The sequence below is a fragment of the Prauserella flavalba genome (assembly GCF_003202235.1).
In the GTDB taxonomy this organism is placed as follows: Bacteria; Actinomycetota; Actinomycetes; order Mycobacteriales; family Pseudonocardiaceae; genus Prauserella_A; species Prauserella_A flavalba.
Map to the genome: position 1 here is coordinate 241,892 of NZ_MASU01000013.1, position 19,441 is coordinate 261,332.

The 19,441-nt window shown below is 71.1% G+C and carries 18 protein-coding genes; 7 read left to right on the forward strand and 11 right to left on the reverse strand.

The window, feature by feature from the left end; genetic code table 11:
• Positions 1-44: 44 nt before the first annotated feature.
• Genes BA062_RS28435 through mftA form a run of 7 tightly spaced genes read right to left on the reverse strand, consistent with a single transcriptional unit; the run spans position 45 to position 7,752 of the window.
• Positions 45-1,394 carry an FAD-dependent oxidoreductase gene (locus BA062_RS28435; protein WP_110341997.1) on the reverse strand — a complete coding sequence of 450 codons (1,350 nt, stop codon included), beginning with the start codon at positions 1,392-1,394 and terminating at the stop codon, positions 45-47.
• A complete protein-coding gene (locus BA062_RS28440; RefSeq protein WP_245960051.1) occupies positions 1,387-2,319 on the reverse strand; it encodes a mycofactocin-associated electron transfer flavoprotein alpha subunit in 933 nt (310 codons plus the stop codon). Before BA062_RS28440 ends, BA062_RS28435 begins: the two co-directional genes overlap by 8 nt.
• Positions 2,316-4,280: a mycofactocin system FadH/OYE family oxidoreductase 2 gene (locus tag BA062_RS28445; protein ID WP_110342001.1), complete on the reverse strand. Its 1,965-nt coding sequence runs from the start codon at positions 4,278-4,280 to the stop codon at positions 2,316-2,318. The genes BA062_RS28440 and BA062_RS28445 overlap by 4 nt, the downstream gene beginning before the upstream one ends.
• A complete protein-coding gene (locus BA062_RS28450; protein ID WP_110342003.1) occupies positions 4,277-6,199 on the reverse strand; it encodes a mycofactocin system FadH/OYE family oxidoreductase 1 in 1,923 nt (640 codons plus the stop codon). Before BA062_RS28450 ends, BA062_RS28445 begins: the two co-directional genes overlap by 4 nt.
• Positions 6,196-7,392, reverse strand: a complete 1,197-nt coding sequence (mftC, locus tag BA062_RS28455) for a mycofactocin radical SAM maturase (protein ID WP_110342005.1) — start codon at positions 7,390-7,392, stop codon at positions 6,196-6,198. Before mftC ends, BA062_RS28450 begins: the two co-directional genes overlap by 4 nt.
• The gene (gene mftB / locus BA062_RS28460; RefSeq protein WP_110342007.1) at positions 7,389-7,673 is read right to left on the reverse strand and encodes a mycofactocin biosynthesis chaperone MftB; all 285 of its coding nucleotides are present in this window, start codon (positions 7,671-7,673) and stop codon (positions 7,389-7,391) included. Before mftB ends, mftC begins: the two co-directional genes overlap by 4 nt.
• On the reverse strand, positions 7,663-7,752 hold the full coding sequence (gene mftA / locus BA062_RS28465; protein ID WP_110342009.1) for a mycofactocin precursor MftA: 90 nt from the start codon (positions 7,750-7,752) through the stop codon (positions 7,663-7,665). Before mftA ends, mftB begins: the two co-directional genes overlap by 11 nt.
• A gap of 68 nt (positions 7,753-7,820) precedes the next feature.
• Between mftA and mftR the strand changes: the two genes are divergently transcribed.
• Genes mftR through BA062_RS28480 form a run of 3 tightly spaced genes read left to right on the forward strand, consistent with a single transcriptional unit; the run spans position 7,821 to position 11,790 of the window.
• Entirely contained in the window at positions 7,821-8,438 is a 618-nt protein-coding gene (gene mftR, locus BA062_RS28470; RefSeq protein ID WP_110342011.1) for a mycofactocin system transcriptional regulator, read from the forward strand.
• 39 nt (positions 8,439-8,477) lie between these two features.
• Complete coding sequence (locus tag BA062_RS28475) at positions 8,478-9,767, forward strand: ATP-grasp domain-containing protein (protein WP_110342013.1); 1,290 nt, start codon at positions 8,478-8,480, stop codon at positions 9,765-9,767.
• 1 nt (position 9,768) lies between these two features.
• Positions 9,769-11,790, forward strand: coding sequence for a CocE/NonD family hydrolase (locus BA062_RS28480; RefSeq protein ID WP_110342015.1), 2,022 nt, complete (start codon positions 9,769-9,771; stop codon positions 11,788-11,790).
• Positions 11,791-11,879: 89 nt separating this feature from the next.
• On the opposite strand, the gene BA062_RS28485 is transcribed toward BA062_RS28480, so the two are convergent.
• From BA062_RS28485 to BA062_RS28495, 3 genes are all read right to left on the reverse strand, one after another.
• Complete coding sequence (locus BA062_RS28485; protein WP_146240101.1) at positions 11,880-12,101, reverse strand: hypothetical protein; 222 nt, start codon at positions 12,099-12,101, stop codon at positions 11,880-11,882.
• A gap of 220 nt (positions 12,102-12,321) precedes the next feature.
• Positions 12,322-12,786 carry a GreA/GreB family elongation factor gene (locus BA062_RS28490; RefSeq protein ID WP_110342019.1) on the reverse strand — a complete coding sequence of 155 codons (465 nt, stop codon included), beginning with the start codon at positions 12,784-12,786 and terminating at the stop codon, positions 12,322-12,324.
• Between the two features lie 72 nt (positions 12,787-12,858).
• The gene (locus BA062_RS28495) at positions 12,859-15,231 is read right to left on the reverse strand and encodes a Tex family protein (RefSeq protein ID WP_210407023.1); all 2,373 of its coding nucleotides are present in this window, start codon (positions 15,229-15,231) and stop codon (positions 12,859-12,861) included.
• 33 nt (positions 15,232-15,264) lie between these two features.
• Between BA062_RS28495 and ilvD the strand changes: the two genes are divergently transcribed.
• The 3 genes from ilvD to BA062_RS28510 all read left to right on the forward strand — a co-directional run bounded on the left by ilvD (position 15,265) and on the right by BA062_RS28510 (position 18,172).
• Positions 15,265-16,938 (forward strand): dihydroxy-acid dehydratase, encoded by a 1,674-nt coding sequence (gene ilvD / locus BA062_RS28500; protein WP_110342021.1) that lies wholly within the window; start codon positions 15,265-15,267, stop codon positions 16,936-16,938.
• Positions 16,935-17,621 (forward strand): SDR family NAD(P)-dependent oxidoreductase, encoded by a 687-nt coding sequence (locus BA062_RS28505; protein ID WP_110342023.1) that lies wholly within the window; start codon positions 16,935-16,937, stop codon positions 17,619-17,621. Before ilvD ends, BA062_RS28505 begins: the two co-directional genes overlap by 4 nt.
• Before the next feature lie 128 nt (positions 17,622-17,749).
• Entirely contained in the window at positions 17,750-18,172 is a 423-nt protein-coding gene (locus BA062_RS28510) for an SRPBCC family protein (RefSeq protein WP_110342025.1), read from the forward strand.
• 91 nt (positions 18,173-18,263) lie between these two features.
• Here the strand turns inward: BA062_RS28510 and BA062_RS28515 are convergent, their stop codons facing one another.
• The gene (locus tag BA062_RS28515) at positions 18,264-18,692 is read right to left on the reverse strand and encodes a PaaI family thioesterase (protein WP_110342027.1); all 429 of its coding nucleotides are present in this window, start codon (positions 18,690-18,692) and stop codon (positions 18,264-18,266) included.
• Between the two features lie 66 nt (positions 18,693-18,758).
• Between BA062_RS28515 and BA062_RS28520 the strand changes: the two genes are divergently transcribed.
• The gene (locus BA062_RS28520; protein WP_110342029.1) at positions 18,759-19,409 is read left to right on the forward strand and encodes a winged helix-turn-helix transcriptional regulator; all 651 of its coding nucleotides are present in this window, start codon (positions 18,759-18,761) and stop codon (positions 19,407-19,409) included.
• Positions 19,410-19,441 lie beyond the last annotated feature (32 nt).

Consider the following 19,441-nt stretch of genomic DNA (forward strand, 5'->3'; position numbering starts at 1 on the left):
GATGGTGGCCTTCACTGCGGATGGTTGGCTCATGGGGACACTCCTCACCCGAACGACCGCAGGCCGGTGAGCGCGTCCCTGGCCAGCTCGCGCATCTTCACGCCGTTGCGCTTCGCCGACGCGCGCAGCAGCTTCCGCACCCCGGGCTTGGGCCGGGGGTTCTCGACGGTGAACATCCCCTCGACCAGGTCGCACACCAGGCCCGGGTAGCGCTGCTGGACGCGTTCGGAGAGCACCAGCTCCGGCGCCTTGCGCAGCTTCTTGTGGTCGGCGAGCACGAACGACGACTCCAGCAGGGTCCGGTACGCGCGCAGGTCACCGAGGTCGCCTGAGGTCAGCGCCTTCGACGCCGCCCTGCCCGCGTACATCCCGGAGCCCATCGCGAAGTTCACGCCCTCCAGCCAGATCCCGGCCGCGAGGCACATCGCCGCCGCGTCGCCCGCGACGAGCAGGCCGTCGCCGACGAGCTGCGGCATGGTGTCGTAGCCGCCCTCGGGGATGAGGTGCGCCGAGTACTCCACCAGCTCGGCGCCGCGCACGAGCGGCTGGATCGACGGGTGCCGCTTCAGCTCGGCGAGCACCTCCTCGGGCCGCTTTCCGGCCTTCGCCAGCCCCTTCAGCCCCAGCACGAGCCCGACGCTGAGGGTGTCGTAGTTCGTGTAGAGGAACCCGCCACCGGGGATGCCCTGCGTGCAGCCGAGCATCTCGATGTCGACGCCCTCGTGCCCGCTGACGCCGAACCGCTCGTCGATGGTCCGCGCGGGCAGCGCGAGCGTCTCCTTGACGCCGAGCGTGGTGTGCTCGGCCTGGTCTCCGGGGAAGAGCCCGGCCTGCTTGGCGAGGAACGAGTTCACACCGTCGCACGCGATCACGACCTTCGCGGTGAGGTCGCCGTCGGGGCGGTCGGTGCGCACGCCCACGACCCGGCCCCGTTCCGTGCACAGCAGCCGCGTGGCCACGGTGGACGGGACGAGCACCGCGCCCGCCTTCTGCGCGTGCCCCGCGAGCCAGTCGTCGAACTCGGCGCGGTAGGTCGTGGCGCCGTTGTACGGCGCGCGACCCCAGTTCTGGCTGCGGAAGTCCACGGTCATCGAGCGCTCGCCGTCGAGCAGCATGGTCTGCCGCCGTGTGATCCAGCGCTGCACCGGCATCTCGTCGTACCAGCCGGGGATCAGCTCGTCGAGGATCCGGCCGTACACCACACCGCCGTAGACGTTCTTCGCGCCGGGGAACGGTCCGCGTTCCAGCAGCGCCACCGAATTCCCCGCGCGGGCCAGCTCCAGTGCCGCAGCCGAGCCCGCGGGGCCCGCGCCGACCACGATCGCGTCGAACTGCGGGCGCTCCGGTTCCGCCACGGTCACCGCGGAGCTCGCGGGTCCTGCCCTGTCACGCATCCTTGCTCCCGGGAGTGTCCAAGCGGCGAGCCAGTTCCCGCAGCAGCTCCTGCGCGTCGGTGACCAGCCCGAGGTCGGCCATCGCCGTCATGGGCGAGCTGCCGTCGGTGTTCACGGACACGACGTGGCGCGGGTTGCCGAGACCGCCGGTGTGCTGGGTGGCGCCGGAGACCCCGAACGCCACGTACAGATCCGGATCGACGACCACGCCGGTGGTGCCGATCTGCCGTTCGTAGGGCGCCCAGCCCGCGTCGGTGACCACGCGCGTCGCGCCGACGGACGCGCCCAGCGCCGAGGCGACCTCGCCGAGCAGCGCGAGCGACTCCGGCCCGGTGAGGGCACCCCTCGCCAGGCCGGCGCCCGCACCGAGGATGCGCGGGGCCTCCGCGAGGTCCGCGGTCGCCGGGTCGGGGTCGAGCACCTCGAGCACACGCGCGTCGGGAGAGTCCGGGACGTCCAGGTCGACGTGGGTGACCTCGGGCGTTCCCTCCGCGGGGGCGCTGCCGCGCACGCCGGGCACGAGCGTCGCGACGAACGGCCCCGACGTCTCCACGGTCACCGAGAGCCTGCCGTCCCAGCGGGCGAGGTCCGCGCAGCTTTCGCCGATCCGCACCGCACCGGCCAGCAGCGGCCGGTCGAGCTCGGCGGCGAGGCGGGGCGCGAAATCCCTGCCGTCGGCGGAAGCGGGCAGTACGACACGGCGCACGTCCCGCAGCAGCGGCGCGAGCGCGCTCGCCCACGCCCCCGCGGCGAAGTCACCGGCCTCGACGCACCACGCGCGCCGCAGCGGCAGTTGGCCGACAGCCTCGGCACATCCGGAGCCGACGAGCAGCGCGTGCCCGTCCGCCTCGGCCACGGCCTCGTCCCCGCCGAGCGGGGGCACACCACGGCGGATCACCAGCAGCGCAAGGGAGTTCACGTTCACAATGCCACCGCCACCCGGTGTCCCTCGACCACGGCGGCGTGGGCGCGGCGCGGGGCCACGCAGTCACCGGCGCGGTACACCTCGAACTCGGCCGAGCCCGAGAGCTCGTGCCACAGCCCGTCCTCCGGCGCCTGGTGCGTCGCGCACACCACCCAGTCACAGCGCACGTCGGTGGTTGATCCGGTGGTGTGCGTCAGCACCTGCAGCCGCACACCACCGGCGTCCTCCTCGGCACCCAGCACGACCTCGTCGGTGGTCTGGGTGATCCCTTTCGCGGCGGCCCGCACGTTGAAGGTCTCCATGTCCAGCGTCACGCCGAGGTCCTGGCCCACGACCATGCCCGACGTCGAGATCCGCACGGTGCAGCCACGGTCGGCGAGCAGCTCGGCCACCGACGTCGCCTGGTGGAAGCCGAGGTCGTCGATCACCACGACCTCGCCCTCGGGGGTGACCCGGCCCTCCAGCACGTCCCGCACGTCGACGATCCGCTCGATGCCGCCCGCCCACCACGGCGCCTGCGGTTTCGCGCCGGTCGCCAGCACCACGACCTCCGGCTTCAGCGCGCGGATCTCGTCGGCGGTCGCCGTGACACCCGTGCGCACGTCCACGCCGTAGCGGTGGCACTCCGAGAGCGAGTTGCGCACCACGTCGAGGAACTCGGCTCGGCTCGGCACGCTCGCGGCCTCACTCACCTGCCCGCCCGTGGTCTGGTTGCGCTCCAGCAACGTCACCTCGTGCCCGCGTTCCGCGGCCGTCGCCGCGGCCTGCAGCCCGGCGGGCCCACCGCCCACCACCACGACCCGGCGGCCCCGCCGCGTCGGCATCGGCAGCGCGACGCTCTCCTTGCCCGTGCGCGGGTTCTCGATGCAGCCCAGCCAGCGGTTGAGACCCATGCGGCCAACGCATTCCTGGTTGCACGACAGGCACGTGCGGATCTCCGTGGCGTGGCCCGCGCGGGCCTTGGCGACGAAGTCGGCGTCGGCGATCTGCCCGCGCACCACGCCGATCAGGTCCGCGTGGCCCTCGGCGAGCGCGCGGTCGGCCTGCAACGGGTCCTTGAACCGGCCGACGCCCACCACCGGCAGGTCCACCGCCTTGCGCAGCGCGCTCGGGATGAACATCGCGTAGCCGGGCGGGATGCTCATCGACGCCTCGATCATGTACAGCGTCGACGTGGCGACCCCGATCGAGGTGTTGATGTAGTCGACGTGCCCGCTCGCCTCGACCCACCTGGCGACCTCGACGGCCTCGTCGATCGTGGTGCCGCCCTCGATCAGCTCGTCGCCGCAGAGCCGCACGCCCAGCGCGAGGCCGGGCCCGATCGCCTCACGCACCGCGGCCACGAGCCGCAGCAGGATCCGCGCGCGGTTCTCCAGCGAACCGCCGTAGTCGTCGGTGCGGACGTTGGTGGCGGGGGAGAGGAAGCCGCGCACGATCGAGGAGTGCGAGCACTGCAGCTCCACGCCGTTGAACCCGCCCGCCCGGCAGTGCTCGGCGACCTTCGCGTACCCGGCCACGATCTCGTCGATCTCGGCGACCGTGACGGCCTTCGGCACCTCGCGGAACAGCGGGTCGGGCACGGGCGAGGGTGCCCACACCGGCAGCCGCGAGTACATGCTCGACGCCTGCCCGCCGTTGTGGTTGAGCTGGGCGAAGATCGGCACGCCGTGCGCGTGCACCGCCTCGGTGATCCGCCGGTAGCCCGGAATCACCTCGGGGTGGAAGCCGTGGATGAGCTTCTCGTACGGCCAGTCCGTCGGATGGGTCGAGTGCTCCTCGGTGATGATGAGCCCCGCGCCGCCCTTGGCGCGCGCCGCGTAGTAGGCCGCGTGCTGCTCGCTCGGCAGCCCTTCCTTCGCGTAGTTCGTCAGGTGTGCGGAGAACACCACGCGGTTGGCCAGCGTCACCGGGCCCAGCCGCAGCGGCGAGAACAGGTAACGGTAACGGCTCGTTGCGCTCATCGGTGCACCGCCAGTGGTTTCGCGGCGAACGCCAGCGCGGCCCTGCGGCCCTCCAGTACGGCCTCGTGCACCGATCGCGGGGCCACGCGGTCGCCCGCCTCCACCATCCCGGCCGGAACCGGGGTGGGATCGGGCAGCCGGTGTCCACAGTGGATCAGGGTGGCGCACTCGAGCTCGGTGGCCGTGCCGGTGTAGGCGTCGGTGACCACCACGTGACCCGCGTGCACCTCGCGCAGCAGGCTCCGCTTCGCGAGCCGCACCCCCGCGCGCTGCAGGCGCGCGTTGGCGTCGGCGAGGTCGCCGGTGAGCGCGAGCTGCGTGCCCACCACCTGGTCCTGCGTGATGATCGTGGTCGGCCTGCCCGCGGCAGCGGCCAGCTCGGCGATGCCGACGCCCACGGCGTCGCCCACCGGGTCGTAGACCGCGACCGGCCCCTCCGGCAGGCGGTCGGGCGCGGTGAGCAGGTCGACGACGTCGAGCACGAACCCGCCGTCGCGCACGGTGTACCTGCGCGGTCCGGCGACCGATCCGGTCGCGACCACGACGTCGCCGGACAGCTCCGCCAGGTCGGCCTCGGTGTTCACCGCGACCTCCACGCCGAGCCGGTGCACCTCGGCCACGAGCCAGCGCGCGAGGTTGCCAAGACGGTCGCGGCCCGGCACGCGGGCGGCCAGGGTAAGCATCCCGCCCAGCGCGGCCTCCCGCTCGACCAGGCGCACCCGGTGCCCGCGCAGGGCGAGCACGCGCGCGGCCTCCAGCCCGGCAGGGCCGCCGCCGACGACGAGCACCGACCGCGCGGGATCGGTGCCGGCAGTGCCGTCGACGGGCGCGTCGCCGGTCTCGTGCCCGCTGCGGGGGTCGCCGATGCAGCTGACGATCGGGTTACGGTTGTCGCGGACCCTGCACTTCTGGTTGGTGAGCGTGCACGGCCGCACGGGCTCCGCCGTGCCGAGCTTGCGCACCAGCTCCGCGTCCGCGATCTGCGCGCGCGTCATCTCCACCAGGTCGGCCACGCCGTCGGCGAGCGCCTGCTCGGCCTGCCCGGGCTCCACCACCGAGCCCTGGAGGATCACCGGCGCCGCACCGGCCACCGCCTCGCGGATGCCGCGGCACAGCTCGGTGTTGAAGCCCGGCTCGGTGTGCGAGTCGGGGCGCGTGGCCGAGGTGCCCATCGCGGAACCGCGCACCACGACGAGGTAGTCGACCCCGCGGGCGAGGTCCTTCGCGACCTCCCGCGCCTGTTCGGGCGTGATCCCCGCCCACGGCGCCAGCTCGTCACAGGAGAGGCGCAGGCCGAGCACCCGGCCGTCGCCGATGCGGGCCCGCACCGCGGCGAGCACCTCACGCAGCAGCAGGGCCTTGTCGGTGCCGTAGGCGTCGCCGCGCTGGTTGGTCAGCCCCGAGAGGAACTGCCGCAGCAGCGCGTGCTGGCCCGCGTCCACCTCCACCCCGTCGAGGTCCGCTTCCACGGCCAGCTCGGCGGCGCGCGTGAACCCGGCCACCACCGCGCGGATCTCGGCGGCCTCCATCTCCATCGGCATCTCGCGGCTCGCCACGTCCGGCACCCGCGAGGGCGCCCACAGCGCCTGCTGCGAGAACGCCGACGAGCCCTGCGAGCCCGCGTGGCCGAGTCCCGCGAGCACGAGCGTCCCGTGTGGACGGCAGGCCTGCACGACGGACGCCCAGCCTTCACCGCAGTCGGCGGCGAGCGGGGCCCGCTCGTAGGGCCAGTCCGAGTCGTGGACGCTGGCCGTCTCGGTGACGATCAGCCCCGCACCGCCGGCGGCGCGGCGTTCGTAGTAGGCCACGTGGGCCGCCGAGATCGCCCTGCCGCGGGCGAGGTTCGTCTCGTGTGGTCCGAAGAGCACGCGCGACGGTGCGCGGCGACCGGCCAGCGTGACCGGTTCGGTGAGTTTCACGGCCGGAAACCTGCCAGCGGGCTCGTGTCGCACGCGCGGTCAGGCAGGCGGTCGGGCTCCGGTGGGCCCCAGCCGATGCTGACGCCGACGCGCTTGGTCCGGTTGGGCTTGGAGTGGTCCTTGTCCGGCTTCGGCTTCTCCGAGCCGCCGCCGACGAGGGCGAGCGCGCGCTCCCCGTTGCCCTTGACGCATTCGGGATCGGGGCCGTCGAGCGGAAGGCCCGTGAAGAACTTGGCGGCCATGCAGCCGCCCTGGCACGAGTCGTAGGCGGAGCAAGACGTGCACGCGCCACCGGTCTGCGGGGCGCGCAGCCGCTCGAACAGCTCGGATGTGCGCCAGACGGACGTGAACCCGCCCTCGTCACGCACGTTGCCCGCGAGGAACTCGTCGTGGATCGCGAACGGGCACGCGTACACGTCGCCGATCGGGTCGATGAGGCACACCACGCGCCCCGCACCACACAGGTTCAGGCCCGGCAGCGGGGTGGAGCCGAGCGCGTTGAGGTGGAAGAACGAGTCGCCGGTGAGCACGTTCTCGCCGTGGTCGATCAGCCACTCGTACAGCTTGAGCTGCTGGTCGGCCGTGGGGTGCAGCTCGTCCCACGTGTCGGCGCCCCGGCCCGACGGCCGCAGTCGCGTGATGCGCAGCTGCGCCCCGTATTCGTCGGCGATGCGCTTGAACTCGTCGAGCTGGCCGACGTTGTGGCGCGTCATCACGACGCTGATCTTGAAGTCCTTGAAGCCCGCGTCGCGCAGGTTCTCCATCGCCCGCATGGTGGTGTTGAACGAGCCCGGCCCGCGCACGTAGTCGTTGACCTCGGCGGTGGCGCCGTCGAGCGACAGCTGCACGTCGACGTAGTCGGTGCCGGCGAGCCAGCGGGCCCGCTCCGGGGTGATGCGCACGCCGTTGGTGGAGAACTTCACGCCCACGTTGTGCGCGACGGCGTAGTCGACCAGCTCCCAGAAGTCGGGCCGGATCGTGGGCTCGCCGCCGCCGATGTTGACGTAGAACACCTGCAGGCGCTGCAGTTCGTCGATGACGGCCTTGCATTCCTCAGTGGACAGTTCGCGCGGGTCGCGGCGGCCCGACGAGGAAAGGCAGTGCACGCAGGAGAGGTTGCAGGCGTAGGTCAGTTCCCACGTGAGGCAGATGGGGGCGTCCAGCCCGTGCTGGAAGTGCTCGACGAGTTTCATGAGGTCCCTCTTGCTTCGATCGTGCCCGCGGACAGCAGCCCGGCGAGCGCGTCGAGATAGCGCTGCTGCTCCGCCTCGGGTACCTCGGCGGAGAGGAGCGCGGAACGAGCGTCGGGCTGGTTCTCGAGTTCCCGGACGACGTTCACCAGCAGCTGCGTCTTGAGAAACGAGAGCTTGCGCGTGGTGAAGTCGTAGACGAGAGCGCCGAACGGTTCCGGCCGTAACGCGACTGAGGAGCTCAGCCGGTACGGCCGGTCCGGGGCGAACTGATCAGTAGACACCGCACATGCCGTCGATCGACACCTCTTCGACGAGCAGGTCTTCCTCGACGGTGACCTCGGTGGCGGCGGATTCGTTCATGGCAAGCTACTCCTCACTGAGCAGGTTGTTGTGACCGACGGCACGAGCATAATGGCACCGGGTGCCAAATGGAAGGGATCGGGGCGAAAGCGGTGGCGGAACCATCCGTTCGGCCAGGTAGACGCCGGTCGACGAGTCAGCACGAGCTGGAGGCCGTGGCCTTCGAGCTGTTCGAGCGCGAGGGCTTCGACGCCACCACCGTCGACGCGATCGCGAAGAGCGCGGGTATCGGCAGACGCACGTTCTTCCGGTATTTCGAGTCCAAGAACGACGTGGTCTGGGGGTCGTTCACCGAGCAGCTCGACCACATGCGGGAACGGTTCGCGCAGCGGCCGGCCGACGAGCCGCTCATGGAGTCCGTGCGCGCCGTGGTGGTGGAGTTCAACCGCGTCGACCCCGCCGAGGTGCCCAAGCACCGCAGGCGCATGGAGCTGATCCTGCGTGTCCCGGCGCTGCAGGCCCATTCGACGCTGCGGTACGGCGACTGGCGCGCCGTGGTGGCCGAGTACGCCGCGCACCGCCTGGGCGAACAGCCGAGCGCACTGCGACCGCAGGCGATCGCGTACGCCGCGCTGGGGGTCTCGCTCGCGGCGTACGAACACTGGCTCGCCGAGTCCGGACTGCAGCTGTGTGACGTGCTCGACGAGGCGTTGTCCGAGCTGGCCAGAGGCTTCGTGCTGGGCTGAGCACGTTTAGCGACGGCCCAGACGGGGACCCTCTGCGGCGTGAAGAACATCTTCGTACTCGCCCTCGACGAGGAGAACACGCGCACCCTGCATGGCATCCGGAACGCGGACCAATACGCGTTCCACGGCCTGCTCACGGTCGACGAGACGCAGGTAGGGGAGATCGACTTCGAGCAGCTGCTGGACAAGGCACAGTCGCAGCTGGACGCGTTCGACGGGTCGATCGACGCCATCGTGGGCTACTGGGACTTCCCGGTGTCCACGCTGCGCGCGATCCTCTGCGATCGCTACGGCCTCCCCGGACCGTCGCTCGCGTCGATCGTCAAATGCGAGCACAAGTACTGGAGCAGGCTCGAACAGCAGAAGGCCATCGACGAGTACCCGCGCTTCGGCATCGTCGACCTCGACGACGAGCAGCCGCGGCCGCCGGACGGCGTGAACTACCCGATGTGGCTCAAGCCCGTGAAGTCGTACTCCTCCGAGCTGGCCTTCCTCGTCCGCGACGAGGCCGAGTTCGACAAGGCCGTCACGGAGATCCGCGAGGGCATCAGCCGGGTCGGCAAGCCCTTCGAGCACGTGCTCGGCATGCTGGAGCTGCCGCGCGAGATCGCCGAGGTGGGTGGGCAGGCGTGCCTCGCGGAGGAAGCGCTCTCCGGCGTGCAGTGCGCCACCGAGGGGTACGTGTACGACGGCGAGGTCGTGGTCTACGGTGTGCTGGACTCCATCGACTACGAGGGCCGGTCGTCGTTCCTGCGCCACCAGTACCCCTCCCAGCTGCCGAAGGTCGCCGTGGATCGCATGGTCGACGTCTCCCAGCGCATCATCAGCCAGATCGGGATGGACAACTCGACGTTCTCCATCGAGTTCTTCTGTGAACCGGAGAGCGGAGACGTGGCCCTGCTGGAGATCAACCCGAGGCACTCGCAGTCGCACGCCGAGATGTTCGAGTGCGTCGACGGCATGCCCAACCACCACGCGATGGTGATGCTCGGTCTGGGACAGGACCCCGCGCTGCCCGACGACAAGGGCGAGTACGGCATCGCCGCGAAGTGGTATCACCGGCGCTTCTCCGACGCGCTCGTGCGGAAGGTGCCTTCGGCGGCGGAGATCGAGCGCGTGCAGCGGGAGATCCCCGGCGTGCTCATCGACATCGTGCCCGAGGAGGGCCAGCGGCTGTCCGACCTGCCTGGCCAGGACAGCTACAGCTTCGAGCTCGCCCACATCTTCGTCGGTGCCCGCGACGAGGCCGAGCTGGAGGACAAGTACGAGCGTACGGTGGAGGCGCTGAACTTCGAGTTCGCCGAGGAAGGGCCCGAGAAGGAGGGATAGCTTGCTCCGCGCGGTCGGATCGCTGCCGTGTCAGACCACAGAGGACGAACACGTCTGGATCCCCGTCTCGGACGGCACCAGGCTCGCCGCCAAGATCTGGCGTCCCGTGTCGTCGGACGACCAGCCCGTGCCGGGGATCCTGGAGTACATCCCCTACCGCAAGAGGGACCTGACCGCCGTTCGTGACTCGATCCACCACCCGTACCTGGCCGGGCACGGCTACGCGTGCGTGCGCGTGGACATCCGGGGCACCGGCGAGTCCGAGGGCGCGCTGACCGACGAGTACCTGGAGCGGGAGCAGCGCGACGCCGAGGACGTGCTGGAGTGGATCGCGAACCAGCCGTGGTGTGACGGCCGCACCGGCATGATGGGCATCTCCTGGGGCGGCTTCGCCGCGCTGCAGGTCGCCGCCCGCAAACCGGAGTCGCTGCGGGCGATCGCGATCGCGTCGTTCACCGACGACCGCTACTCCGACGACTTCCACTACATGGGCGGCTGCCTGCTGTCGGACAACCTGGCCGAGGCCGGCACCATGTTCGCGCACGCGACGCTGCCGCCCGATCCGGCGCTCGTCGGCGACCGCTGGCGCGACATGTGGCGTGAGCGCATCGAGGCGAGCGGGCCGTGGGTCGACACGTGGCTGGCACACCAGCGCCGCGACGACTACTGGCGGCACGCGTCGGTGTGCGAGAACTATTCCGGCGTGCGCTGTCCCGTGCTCGCCTCCAGCGGCTGGGCCGACGGCTACTCGAACGCCGTCGCCCGGCTGCTCGCGAACCTGGACGTGCCCCGCAAGGGACTCGTCGGCCCGTGGTCGCACAAGTACCCGCATCTCGGCGAGCCCGGTCCGGCGATCGGCTACCTGCAGGAGCTCGTGCGCTGGTGGGACCACTGGCTCAAGGACGCCGACAACGACGTCATGGACGGGCCCATGCTGCTCACGTGGATGCAGGACAGCGTGCCGCCGTCCACGTCCTACGAGGACCGGCCGGGCCGCTGGGTGGGGGAGCCGAGCTGGCCGTCGCCGAACGTGCGCGACGTCGAGCTGCCGCTGTCCCGGCATCGCATCGGCAGCCCCGGCGAGGAGGTGGCCGACGAGCCGCTGACCGTGCAGTCACCGCTGTCGGTGGGGCAGTTCGCCGGCAAGTGGGCGTCGTACAACGCGCCCCCGGACATGCCCTACGACCAGCGTGAGGAGGACGGCGGGTCGCTCGTCTTCGAGACCGACCCGCTGCCGGAGACCTGCGAGATCCACGGCGCGCCGAGGGTGCGGCTGGAGATCTCGGCCGACAAGCCCGTGGCGATGGTGGCCGTGCGCCTTTCCGACGTCCTCCCCGACGGCAGGGCCACACGGGTGACCTACGGCGTGCTGAACCTGACCCACCGCGGCGGGCACGACACCCCGAGGCCGCTGGAGCCCGGCAGGCGCTACCAGGTGAGCTTCGATCTCAACGTGGTCGCGCAGGCGTTTCCCGCTGGGCACAAGATCCGGCTGTCGCTGTCGTCGTCGTACTGGCCGCTCGTGTGGCCGTCGCCGGAGCAGACGTGCCTGACCGTCCACACCGGCGGCAGCGGCCTGCGGCTGCCGCTGCGCACGGCCGGCGAGGAGCAGGTGTCCCGTCCGTTCGGTGAGCCGGAGGGGGCGGAGCCGATCACGGTGACGCAGGTGGAGCCAGGTGAGCACCGCTGGACCGTCACGCGCGACCTCGTGGACTACGAGTCGGCGCTGGAGATCGTCAAGGACAACGGCACCGTCCACTACGAGGACATCGACCTCGACGTCGGCAGGAGGGCGTACGAGCGGTACAGCTCGGTGGCCGACGACTTCTCGTCCCCGCGCGCCGAGACCGAGTGGACGATGAGGTTCGCCAGGGGCGAATGGTCGGCCACCACCGTGACGCGAACGGTACTCACGTGCACCAGCACGGAGTTCCGCCTGCACGCGACGCTCGACGGCTACGAGGGCGAGAAGCGCCTGTTCTCCCGCAACTGGCAGCGCACCATCCCGCGAGACTGCGTCTAGGTCCCCTTCCGACCGCAGTGAAGGCCACCTTCACTGCGTTGAACGCAGTGAAGGTGGCCTTCACTGCGGCTGGCGCGTGGTTTACCGCGCTACTGGCCGCATTCGCCGTTGAGTTTGTGCTCGGAGAACGCGTTGGGGTTGGCAGACTGGAGCGCGCGCAGCGAGCTCTGGTCGGAGTGGGAACCGAAGCCGGGCGTCTGGCCGATCGGATCCGCGACGTCGCCGAGCGGGTGGTGTTCGAACGCGTTCTCGTTGGCGCAGTCGAACGATTCGACAATGGGATGAATTGTCGCCGACGCGATGCCGGACATCAGTCCGAATGACAACGCGAGCGCTGCGAAAAACGCGAAAATCTTACGCTTCATCGGGGGCCTCCCGGGCTTTCTCGGTGGTGAGGCTCGTCACTATCCGCCCGGAAGCCGTTGTTTTCAAGCACAGAATATTCACCCGGCAATTCTCGGGATCTCACGAATTGCCGGGTGTGGCGGTTATTCATGAATTGCGGGGGCCTGTTGAAACCCCCGTTCCGGCTCAGGCGGGGGGCTTCAGCTTCACGATCTCCGCGGAGACCTCGCCGGCGGGGGTGCGGTAGGTGATCGTGTCGCCCTTCTTGTGCCCCGCGATCGCCTTGCCCAGCGGGCTGTCGGCCGTGAGCGTGGACGCGTCGTCCTCGTCGGCCTCCTCGGTGAAGCCGACCACCACCATGTCCTCCACGCTGCCGTCGCTGAACTTGAGCGACACCTTCGTGCCCGAGCGCAGCGCGGACTCGGAGTCGGCGGCAGGGCCGCCGTGGAGCAGGTCGTACACCTCGGCGATGCGGCGGTCCAGCCGCGACACGACCTCGGCACGCTCGAGCAGATCGGCCTGGTCGGCACTGTCGCCCAGGGGGTCCTCGCCGAGCCGTGGCGCCAGGGACTCGCGCTGTTCGCGTAGGTTTTCGAGCTCCTTCTCGAGCCGCGCGCGGGTGGCCGGGCTCAAGCCTCCGGTGGACGTCATTGACCCATTGTCGGGCTTGACCGCCCGGCCCGCCACGTCATTCGCCGAGGTCACCCCCCGGCGGCGACCCCGTCAGCGACCGTAACCGGCCTTGCGCAGGGCGTCCGCCATCGCACCGCCCGCGGGCGCCTGGCGCTGCCTGCCCTGGCCCTGCCGCTGCTGCGGCTTGCCGCCACGACCGCGCTGGCCTCCACGTCCGCCGCCCTGGCCGGACTGGCGCTGTTCCCCGCCACCGGGCTTGGCCTCGTCGTCGAGCCGCAGCGTCAGCGAGATCCGCTTGCGCGCCACGTCGACGTCAAGCACCTTCACCCGCACGACGTCACCCGGCTTGACCACCTCGCGCGGGTCCTTCACGAAGTTGCGCGACATCGCCGACACGTGGACGAGGCCGTCCTGGTGCACGCCGATGTCGACGAACGCGCCGAACGCCGCGACGTTGGTGACCACGCCCTCCAGCCGCATGCCCGGCGTCAGGTCGGTCATCTTCTCCACGCCCTCGGCGAAGGTGGCCGTCTTGAACTCGGGCCGGGGGTCGCGGCCGGGCTTCTCCAGCTCGGCGAGGATGTCGGTGACGGTCGGCAGGCCGAAGGTGTCGTCGACGAACTTCTCCGGCTTCAGCGCCCGCAGCGTGCGCGCGTCGCCGATCAGCTCCCGGATGCCGACGCTCGTCTCGTCAAGGATCCGGCGCACCACGGGGTACGCCTCGGGGTGCACGCTGGAGGCGTCGAGCGGGTCGTCGCCGTCCGGGATCCGCAGGAAGCCCGCGCACTGCTCGAACGCCTTAGGGCCGAGCCGGGCGACCTCCTTGAGCGCGGTCCTGCTGCGGAACGGTCCGTTGTCGTCCCGGTGCGCCACGATGTTCTCGGCGAGCGTCGTACCGATGCCCGACACGCGGCTGAGCAGGGGAACCGAGGCGGTGTTGAGGTCCACCCCCACGGCGTTCACGCAGTCCTCCACCACCGCGTCGAGCGAGCGCGAGAGCTTCGACTCGGCGAGGTCGTGCTGGTACTGGCCGACGCCGATCGACTTCGGGTCGATCTTCACCAGCTCGGCCAGCGGGTCCTGGAGCCTGCGCGCGATCGACACCGCGCCGCGCAGCGAGACGTCCAGCCCCGGCAGCTCCTGCGCCGCGTACGCCGACGCCGAGTACACCGACGCGCCCGCCTCCGAGACCACGATCTTGGTGAGCTTCAGCTCCGGCCTCAGCTTCACGAGCTCGCCCGCGAGCTTGTCCGTCTCCCGCGAGGCGGTGCCGTTGCCGATGGCGATGAGCTGCACGTTGTGCTCGCGCGCGAGCTGCTCCAGCTTCGCCAGCGACTGGTCCCACTGCGACTGCGGCTTGTGCGGGTAGATCGTGTCGGTGGCCACGACCTTGCCGGTGCCGTCGACGATCGCGACCTTCACGCCCGTGCGGTAGCCGGGGTCGAGACCCATCGTCGCGCGCGTGCCGGCCGGCGCGGCGAGCAGCAGGTCACGCAGGTTCGCTGCGAACACGCGCACGGCCTCGTCCTCGGCGGCCTGGCGCAGGCGCATCCGCAGGTCGATGCCCAGGTGCAGGAGGATCTTCGTGCGCCACGCCCAGCGCACCGTGTCGTTCAGCCACTTGTCCGCGGGCCTGCCCTGGTCGGAGATGCCGAACCGCTCGGCGATGCGGATCTCGTAGTCGCTCGGGCCGCGCTTCGGCTCGGCGTCGGGAGCCGGGGGCTCCTCCGGCTCGGTGCTCAGGTCGAGGATCTCCTCCTTCTCGCCACGGAAGAGTGCGAGGATGCGGTGGGAGGGCAGCTTCGTGAACGGCTCGGCGAAGTCGAAGTAGTCGGAGAACTTCGCGCCGTCGGTCTCCTTGCCCTGGCGGACCTTCGACGTCACCCAGCCGCGGGTCCACATGCGCTCGCGCAGCTCGCCGATCAGGTCGGCGTCCTCGGCGAAGCGCTCCACGAGAATGGCCTTGGCGCCGTCCAGCGCGGCGGCGGCGTCGGCGACGCCCTTCTCCGGGTCGACGAACACGGCGGCCGCCGCCTGCGGCTCGGTGGCCGGGTCCGACAGCAGGCCGTCGGCCAGCGGCTCCAGCCCGGCCTCCTTGGCGATCTGCGCCTTGGTGCGCCGCTTCGGCTTGTACGGCAGGTAGATGTCCTCGAGGCGGGCCTTCTCCTCGGCCGCCATGATGCGGGCCTCGAGCTCGGCGTCGAGCTTGCCCTGCGAGCGGATCGACTCGAGGATCGTCGTGCGCCGCTCCTCCAGTTCCCGCAGGTAGCGCAGCCGGTCCTCCAGCGTGCGCAGCTGCGTGTCGTCGAGAGCCCCGGTCACCTCCTTGCGGTACCGGGCGATGAACGGCACGGTCGAGCCCTCGTCGAGCAGGGTGACGGCCGCCCGCACCTGTGCCTCGCGGACACCCAGCTCGTCGGCGATCTTCTGATGAATCGACACCTTCTCAGCCACGAAGGGCATTGTGCCCTGTCTGAATTGAGGCATCATCGGCCCATGGCCGACTACGACATCAAGCCGCGCAGCAGGGCGGTGACCGACGGGATCGAACGGGCCGCCGCACGGGGCATGCTGCGGGCCGTCGGCATGGGCGACGACGACTTCGCCAAGCCCCAGATCGGCATCGCGTCCTCCTGGAACGAGATCACCCCGTGCAACCTCTCGCTCCAGCGGCTCGCCGAGGCCAGCAAGAAGGGCGTGCACGCCGGCGGTGGGTTCGCGATGGAGTTCGGCACGATCTCCGTCTCGGACGGCATCTCGATGGGACACGAGGGCATGCACTTCTCCCTCGTGTCCCGCGAGGTCATCGCCGACTCCGTGGAGACCGTCATGGAGGCGGAGCGGCTCGACGGCGCCGTGCTGCTCGCCGGGTGCGACAAGAGCCTTCCCGGCATGCTCATGGCCGCCGCCAGGCTCGACGTCGCCGCCGTATTCCTCTACGCGGGCTCGACCCTGCCCGGCACGGTCGACGGCCGCGAGGTGACGATCATCGACGCGTTCGAGGCCGTGGGCGCGTGCGCGCGCGGGCTCATCACCCGCGAGGACGTCGACAAGATCGAGCGGGCGATCTGTCCCGGCGAGGGTGCGTGCGGCGGCATGTACACGGCCAACACGATGGCCTGCGTGTCGGAGGCGCTCGGCATGTCGCTGCCCGGCTCGGCCAGCCCGCCCTCGGTCGACCGCCGCCGCGACGGGTTCGCGCGCGCCAGCGGTGAGGCGGTGGTGGAGCTGCTGCGCAAGGGCATCACCGCGCGCGACATCCTCACCCGCGAGGCGTTCGAGAACGCGATCGCCGTGGTCATGGCGCTCGGCGGATCCACCAACGCCGTGCTGCACCTGCTCGCGATCGCCAACGAGGCGCACGTGGAGCTCACCCTCGACGACTTCTCCCGCATCGGCGACCGCGTGCCCCACCTCGCCGACGTCAAGCCGTTCGGCAGGCACGTGATGACGGCCGTCGACCGCGTGGGCGGTGTGCCAGTGGTGCTGAAGGCCCTGCTCGACGCGGGCCTGGTGCACGGCGACTGTCTCACGGTCACGGGCCGGACCCTGGCGGAGAACCTCGCCGAGCTGGGCCCGCCCGAGCTCGACGGCGACGTGCTGCGCAAGCTCAGCGACCCGATTCACCCCACGGGCGGCCTGACGATCCTGCACGGCAGCCTCGCGCCCGAGGGCGCGGTGGTGAAGAGCGCGGGCTTCGACGCCAGCCGCTTCGAGGGCACGGCGCGCGTCTTCGACGGAGAACAGGCCGCGATGGACGCGCTCGGCGAGCTGAAGGCAGGCGACGTGGTCGTGATCCGCAACGAGGGTCCGCGCGGCGGGCCCGGCATGCGCGAGATGCTCGCCGTCACCGGCGCGATCAAGGGCGCCGGGCTCGGCAAGGACGTCCTGCTGCTCACCGACGGCCGCTTCTCCGGCGGCACGACGGGCCTGTGCATCGGGCACGTCGCGCCGGAGGCAGCGCACGGCGGGCCGATCGCGTTCGTGCGTGACGGCGACCCGATCGTGCTCGACCTGGCCGCCCGCACGCTCGACGTCGGCATCGACGAGGCCGAGCTGGCGCGGCGCAGGGAGGGCTGGGAGCAGCCCCCGCCGCCGCGGCGGACGGGCGTGCTCGCCAAGTACGCCAAGCTGGTCGGCTCGGCGGCGCAGGGCGCGGTGTGCTCGTGAACGGCACGGCGCTCGTCACCGGGGGCACCGGTGGACTCGGCGTCGCGGTGACGAGGCGGCTGCTGGGTGACGGCTGGCGTGTCGTGGTGCCGTGGATCGCCGAGGCGGAGCTGGAGCGCCTGGAACCCGCCGAGGGGCTCGAGCTCGTGCGCGCCGACCTCTTCGAGGCCGCGGACGCGCGCCGCTGTGCCGAGCAGGCGGCCGGCGCGACGTGGGCGCCGCTGCGGGCGGTGGTGAACCTCGTCGGCGGGTTCGCCGTGGGGGAGCGAGTGGCCGAGACGCCCGTGGAGGACTTCGAGCAGCAGCTGCGGCTCAACCTCCGCCCCACCTACCTCGTGTCGCAGGCGGCGGTGCCGCACCTGATCGAGGCGGGCGGCGGCGCGATCGTGTGCATGTCCAGCAGGGCCGCGCTGCACCCGTTCCCCGGCGCGGCGGGGTACGTGACGTCCAAGGCCGCCGTGCTGGGCCTGGTGGGCGCGCTGGACGCGGAGTACTCGCGCCGCGGCGTCCGCGTCAACGCGGTACTGCCGAGCATGATCGATACTCCCGCGAACAGGGCGAGCCAGCCCGAGGCCGACCGTTCCCGCTGGGTCTCGCCGGAACGCATCGCGAAGGTGATCGCCTTCCTGTGCGGCGACGACTCGGGTGTCGTGAGCGGAGCCCACGTCCCGGTCTACGGCTGACGCCGACCGCGAGTCGTGCGCTCCCGACCGCGAGTCGTGCGCTCAGGACCGCGAGTCGTGCGCTCAGGACGCCGAGTTGTGCGTTCCAGACGGTTTACGCCACCCGCGCGCCGTCGCTAGATTGCGGCATGCGATTCGAGGTGGTCCGGCACATCGACGCGACACCGGACGTGGTGTGGGCCGCGCTCGCCGATGTGGAGCGCTGGCCGGAGTGGACGGACTCGGTGACGTCGGTGCGCAGGCTCGGCACCGGTCCGTTCCAGGTCGGCAGCGAGGCGCGCGTGAAGCAGCCGAGGCTCGCCCCGCAGGTCTGGCGGGTCACCGAGCTGACCGAGGGCCGGAGTTTCACGTGGGAGGCGCGAGGTCCCGGGCTCACCACGGTGGGCGGGCACGTTCTGACCGAGAACGCCGACGGAGCGGTGACGGCGACCCTGTCGCTCGAACAGCGCGGCCCGCTCGCACCCGTGCTCGGTCTCGTGCTCGGCGGCATGGTGCGTCGCTACGTGACGATGGAGGCCGACGGCCTCAAGCGCGTCTCCGAACGCGCCTGACCCGCGCGCGAGTCGTGCACTCCCGACCGCGAGTCGTGCACTCAGGACGCCGAGTCGTGCGCTCCCGACCGCGAGTCGTGCGCTCCGGGCATCAGCGGACCGGGAGGATGGCGCACGTCGTGGTGGCGTGCGCGTACAGCTTCCCGTCGTCCACGCCCTCCAGCCGCGCCTCCGCGGTGCCGATCGTGCGACCGACGTGCACGGCGTTCGCCGTGGCGCGCAGCGTGCCGGTCGCGGCCGTCGCCGGGCGCAGGAGGCTGACGTTCAGCTGCACCGTCGTGTACGTCCTGCCCTCCGGCAGCTTCGACATCACGGCGCACGCCAGCGCGGAGTCGAGCAGCGTCGCGAAGTAGCCGCCGTGCACGGTCTGGGCCGGGTTGTAGAGGTGCTCGCCCGTGCCACCCTCGAACACCGCCCAGCCGTCGCCGACGTCGACGAGCCGGAAGTCGAGCGTCTTGCCGATGCCCGCTGGCGGGAGGTCGCCGCGCAGTAGCGCGCGCAGTGTTTCCAGGCCGGTCATACGAGTCACCGTATTCCGCCCGTTCGGCGGGACAAGTACGAAATCCGTACCTCTAGGGTCGGTCGCATGGGCGGTTACGGGCAGTTCTGCGCGGTCGCGAGGGCACTCGAGATCCTCGGTGAGCGCTGGACGTTGCTGGTCGTACGAGAGCTCCTGCTCGGCGAACGGCAGTTCAACGACATCCGGCGGGGGATTCCCCGCATCTCCAAGACGATGCTCTCGGCGAGGCTGAAAACGCTAGAGAAGCACGACATCGTGTCCCGCCAGGACGGCGGCTACCGGCTCACCGACGCGGGCAACGACCTCGCGGGCGTCGTGCGGGAGCTCGGCGGGTGGGCCATGCGCTGGAACCGCAGGGAGCTCGGCCCCGACGACCTCGACGCGAGCGCGCTCGTCTGGGACATCCGCCGCCGCATCGTGCCGGAAGCCCTTCCTGCGCGACGAACCGTGGTGCAGCTGCGGTTCCGCGAGCCGGACACCGCCGTGTTCTACCTGTACGTGCGCCGCCCCACGGTGACGCTGTGTCCCGAGGACATCGGCCTTCCCGTCGCGCTCACGGTGGACGCCGATCTCGGCGCGCTGACCCGTTACTGGATCGGCGACCTCGGCTGGGCGCAGCTGGTGCGCTCGGGCGCGGTGGAGCTGACCGGGCCGAGCGCATTGCGCCGGGCGTTCCCGACGTGGTTCTCCGGCTACGTCCTGCGCGACGCGTCCTGAATTGTCGGTGGCTCCTGTTAGACAGATCCGGA

What these genes read in the sequence shown, in the direction of transcription:
- BA062_RS28490 (WP_110342019.1), bottom strand. Translation starts at nt 12,786, where the DNA reads ATGACGTCCACCGGAGGCTTGAGCCCGGCCACCCGCGCGCGGCTCGAG.
- BA062_RS28520 (WP_110342029.1), top strand. Translation starts at nt 18,759, where the DNA reads ATGGGCGGTTACGGGCAGTTCTGCGCGGTCGCGAGGGCACTCGAGATC.
- BA062_RS28435 (WP_110341997.1), bottom strand. Translation starts at nt 1,394, where the DNA reads ATGCGTGACAGGGCAGGACCCGCGAGCTCCGCGGTGACCGTGGCGGAA.
- mftA (WP_110342009.1), bottom strand. Translation starts at nt 7,752, where the DNA reads ATGAACGAATCCGCCGCCACCGAGGTCACCGTCGAGGAAGACCTGCTC.
- mftR (WP_110342011.1), top strand. Translation starts at nt 7,821, where the DNA reads ATGGAAGGGATCGGGGCGAAAGCGGTGGCGGAACCATCCGTTCGGCCA.
- BA062_RS28495 (WP_210407023.1), bottom strand. Translation starts at nt 15,231, where the DNA reads ATGCCCTTCGTGGCTGAGAAGGTGTCGATTCATCAGAAGATCGCCGAC.
- BA062_RS28485 (WP_146240101.1), bottom strand. Translation starts at nt 12,101, where the DNA reads ATGTCCGGCATCGCGTCGGCGACAATTCATCCCATTGTCGAATCGTTC.
- BA062_RS28445 (WP_110342001.1), bottom strand. Translation starts at nt 4,280, where the DNA reads ATGAGCGCAACGAGCCGTTACCGTTACCTGTTCTCGCCGCTGCGGCTG.
- BA062_RS28515 (WP_110342027.1), bottom strand. Translation starts at nt 18,692, where the DNA reads ATGACCGGCCTGGAAACACTGCGCGCGCTACTGCGCGGCGACCTCCCG.
- mftC (WP_110342005.1), bottom strand. Translation starts at nt 7,392, where the DNA reads ATGAAACTCGTCGAGCACTTCCAGCACGGGCTGGACGCCCCCATCTGC.
- BA062_RS28510 (WP_110342025.1), top strand. Translation starts at nt 17,750, where the DNA reads ATGCGATTCGAGGTGGTCCGGCACATCGACGCGACACCGGACGTGGTG.
- ilvD (WP_110342021.1), top strand. Translation starts at nt 15,265, where the DNA reads ATGGCCGACTACGACATCAAGCCGCGCAGCAGGGCGGTGACCGACGGG.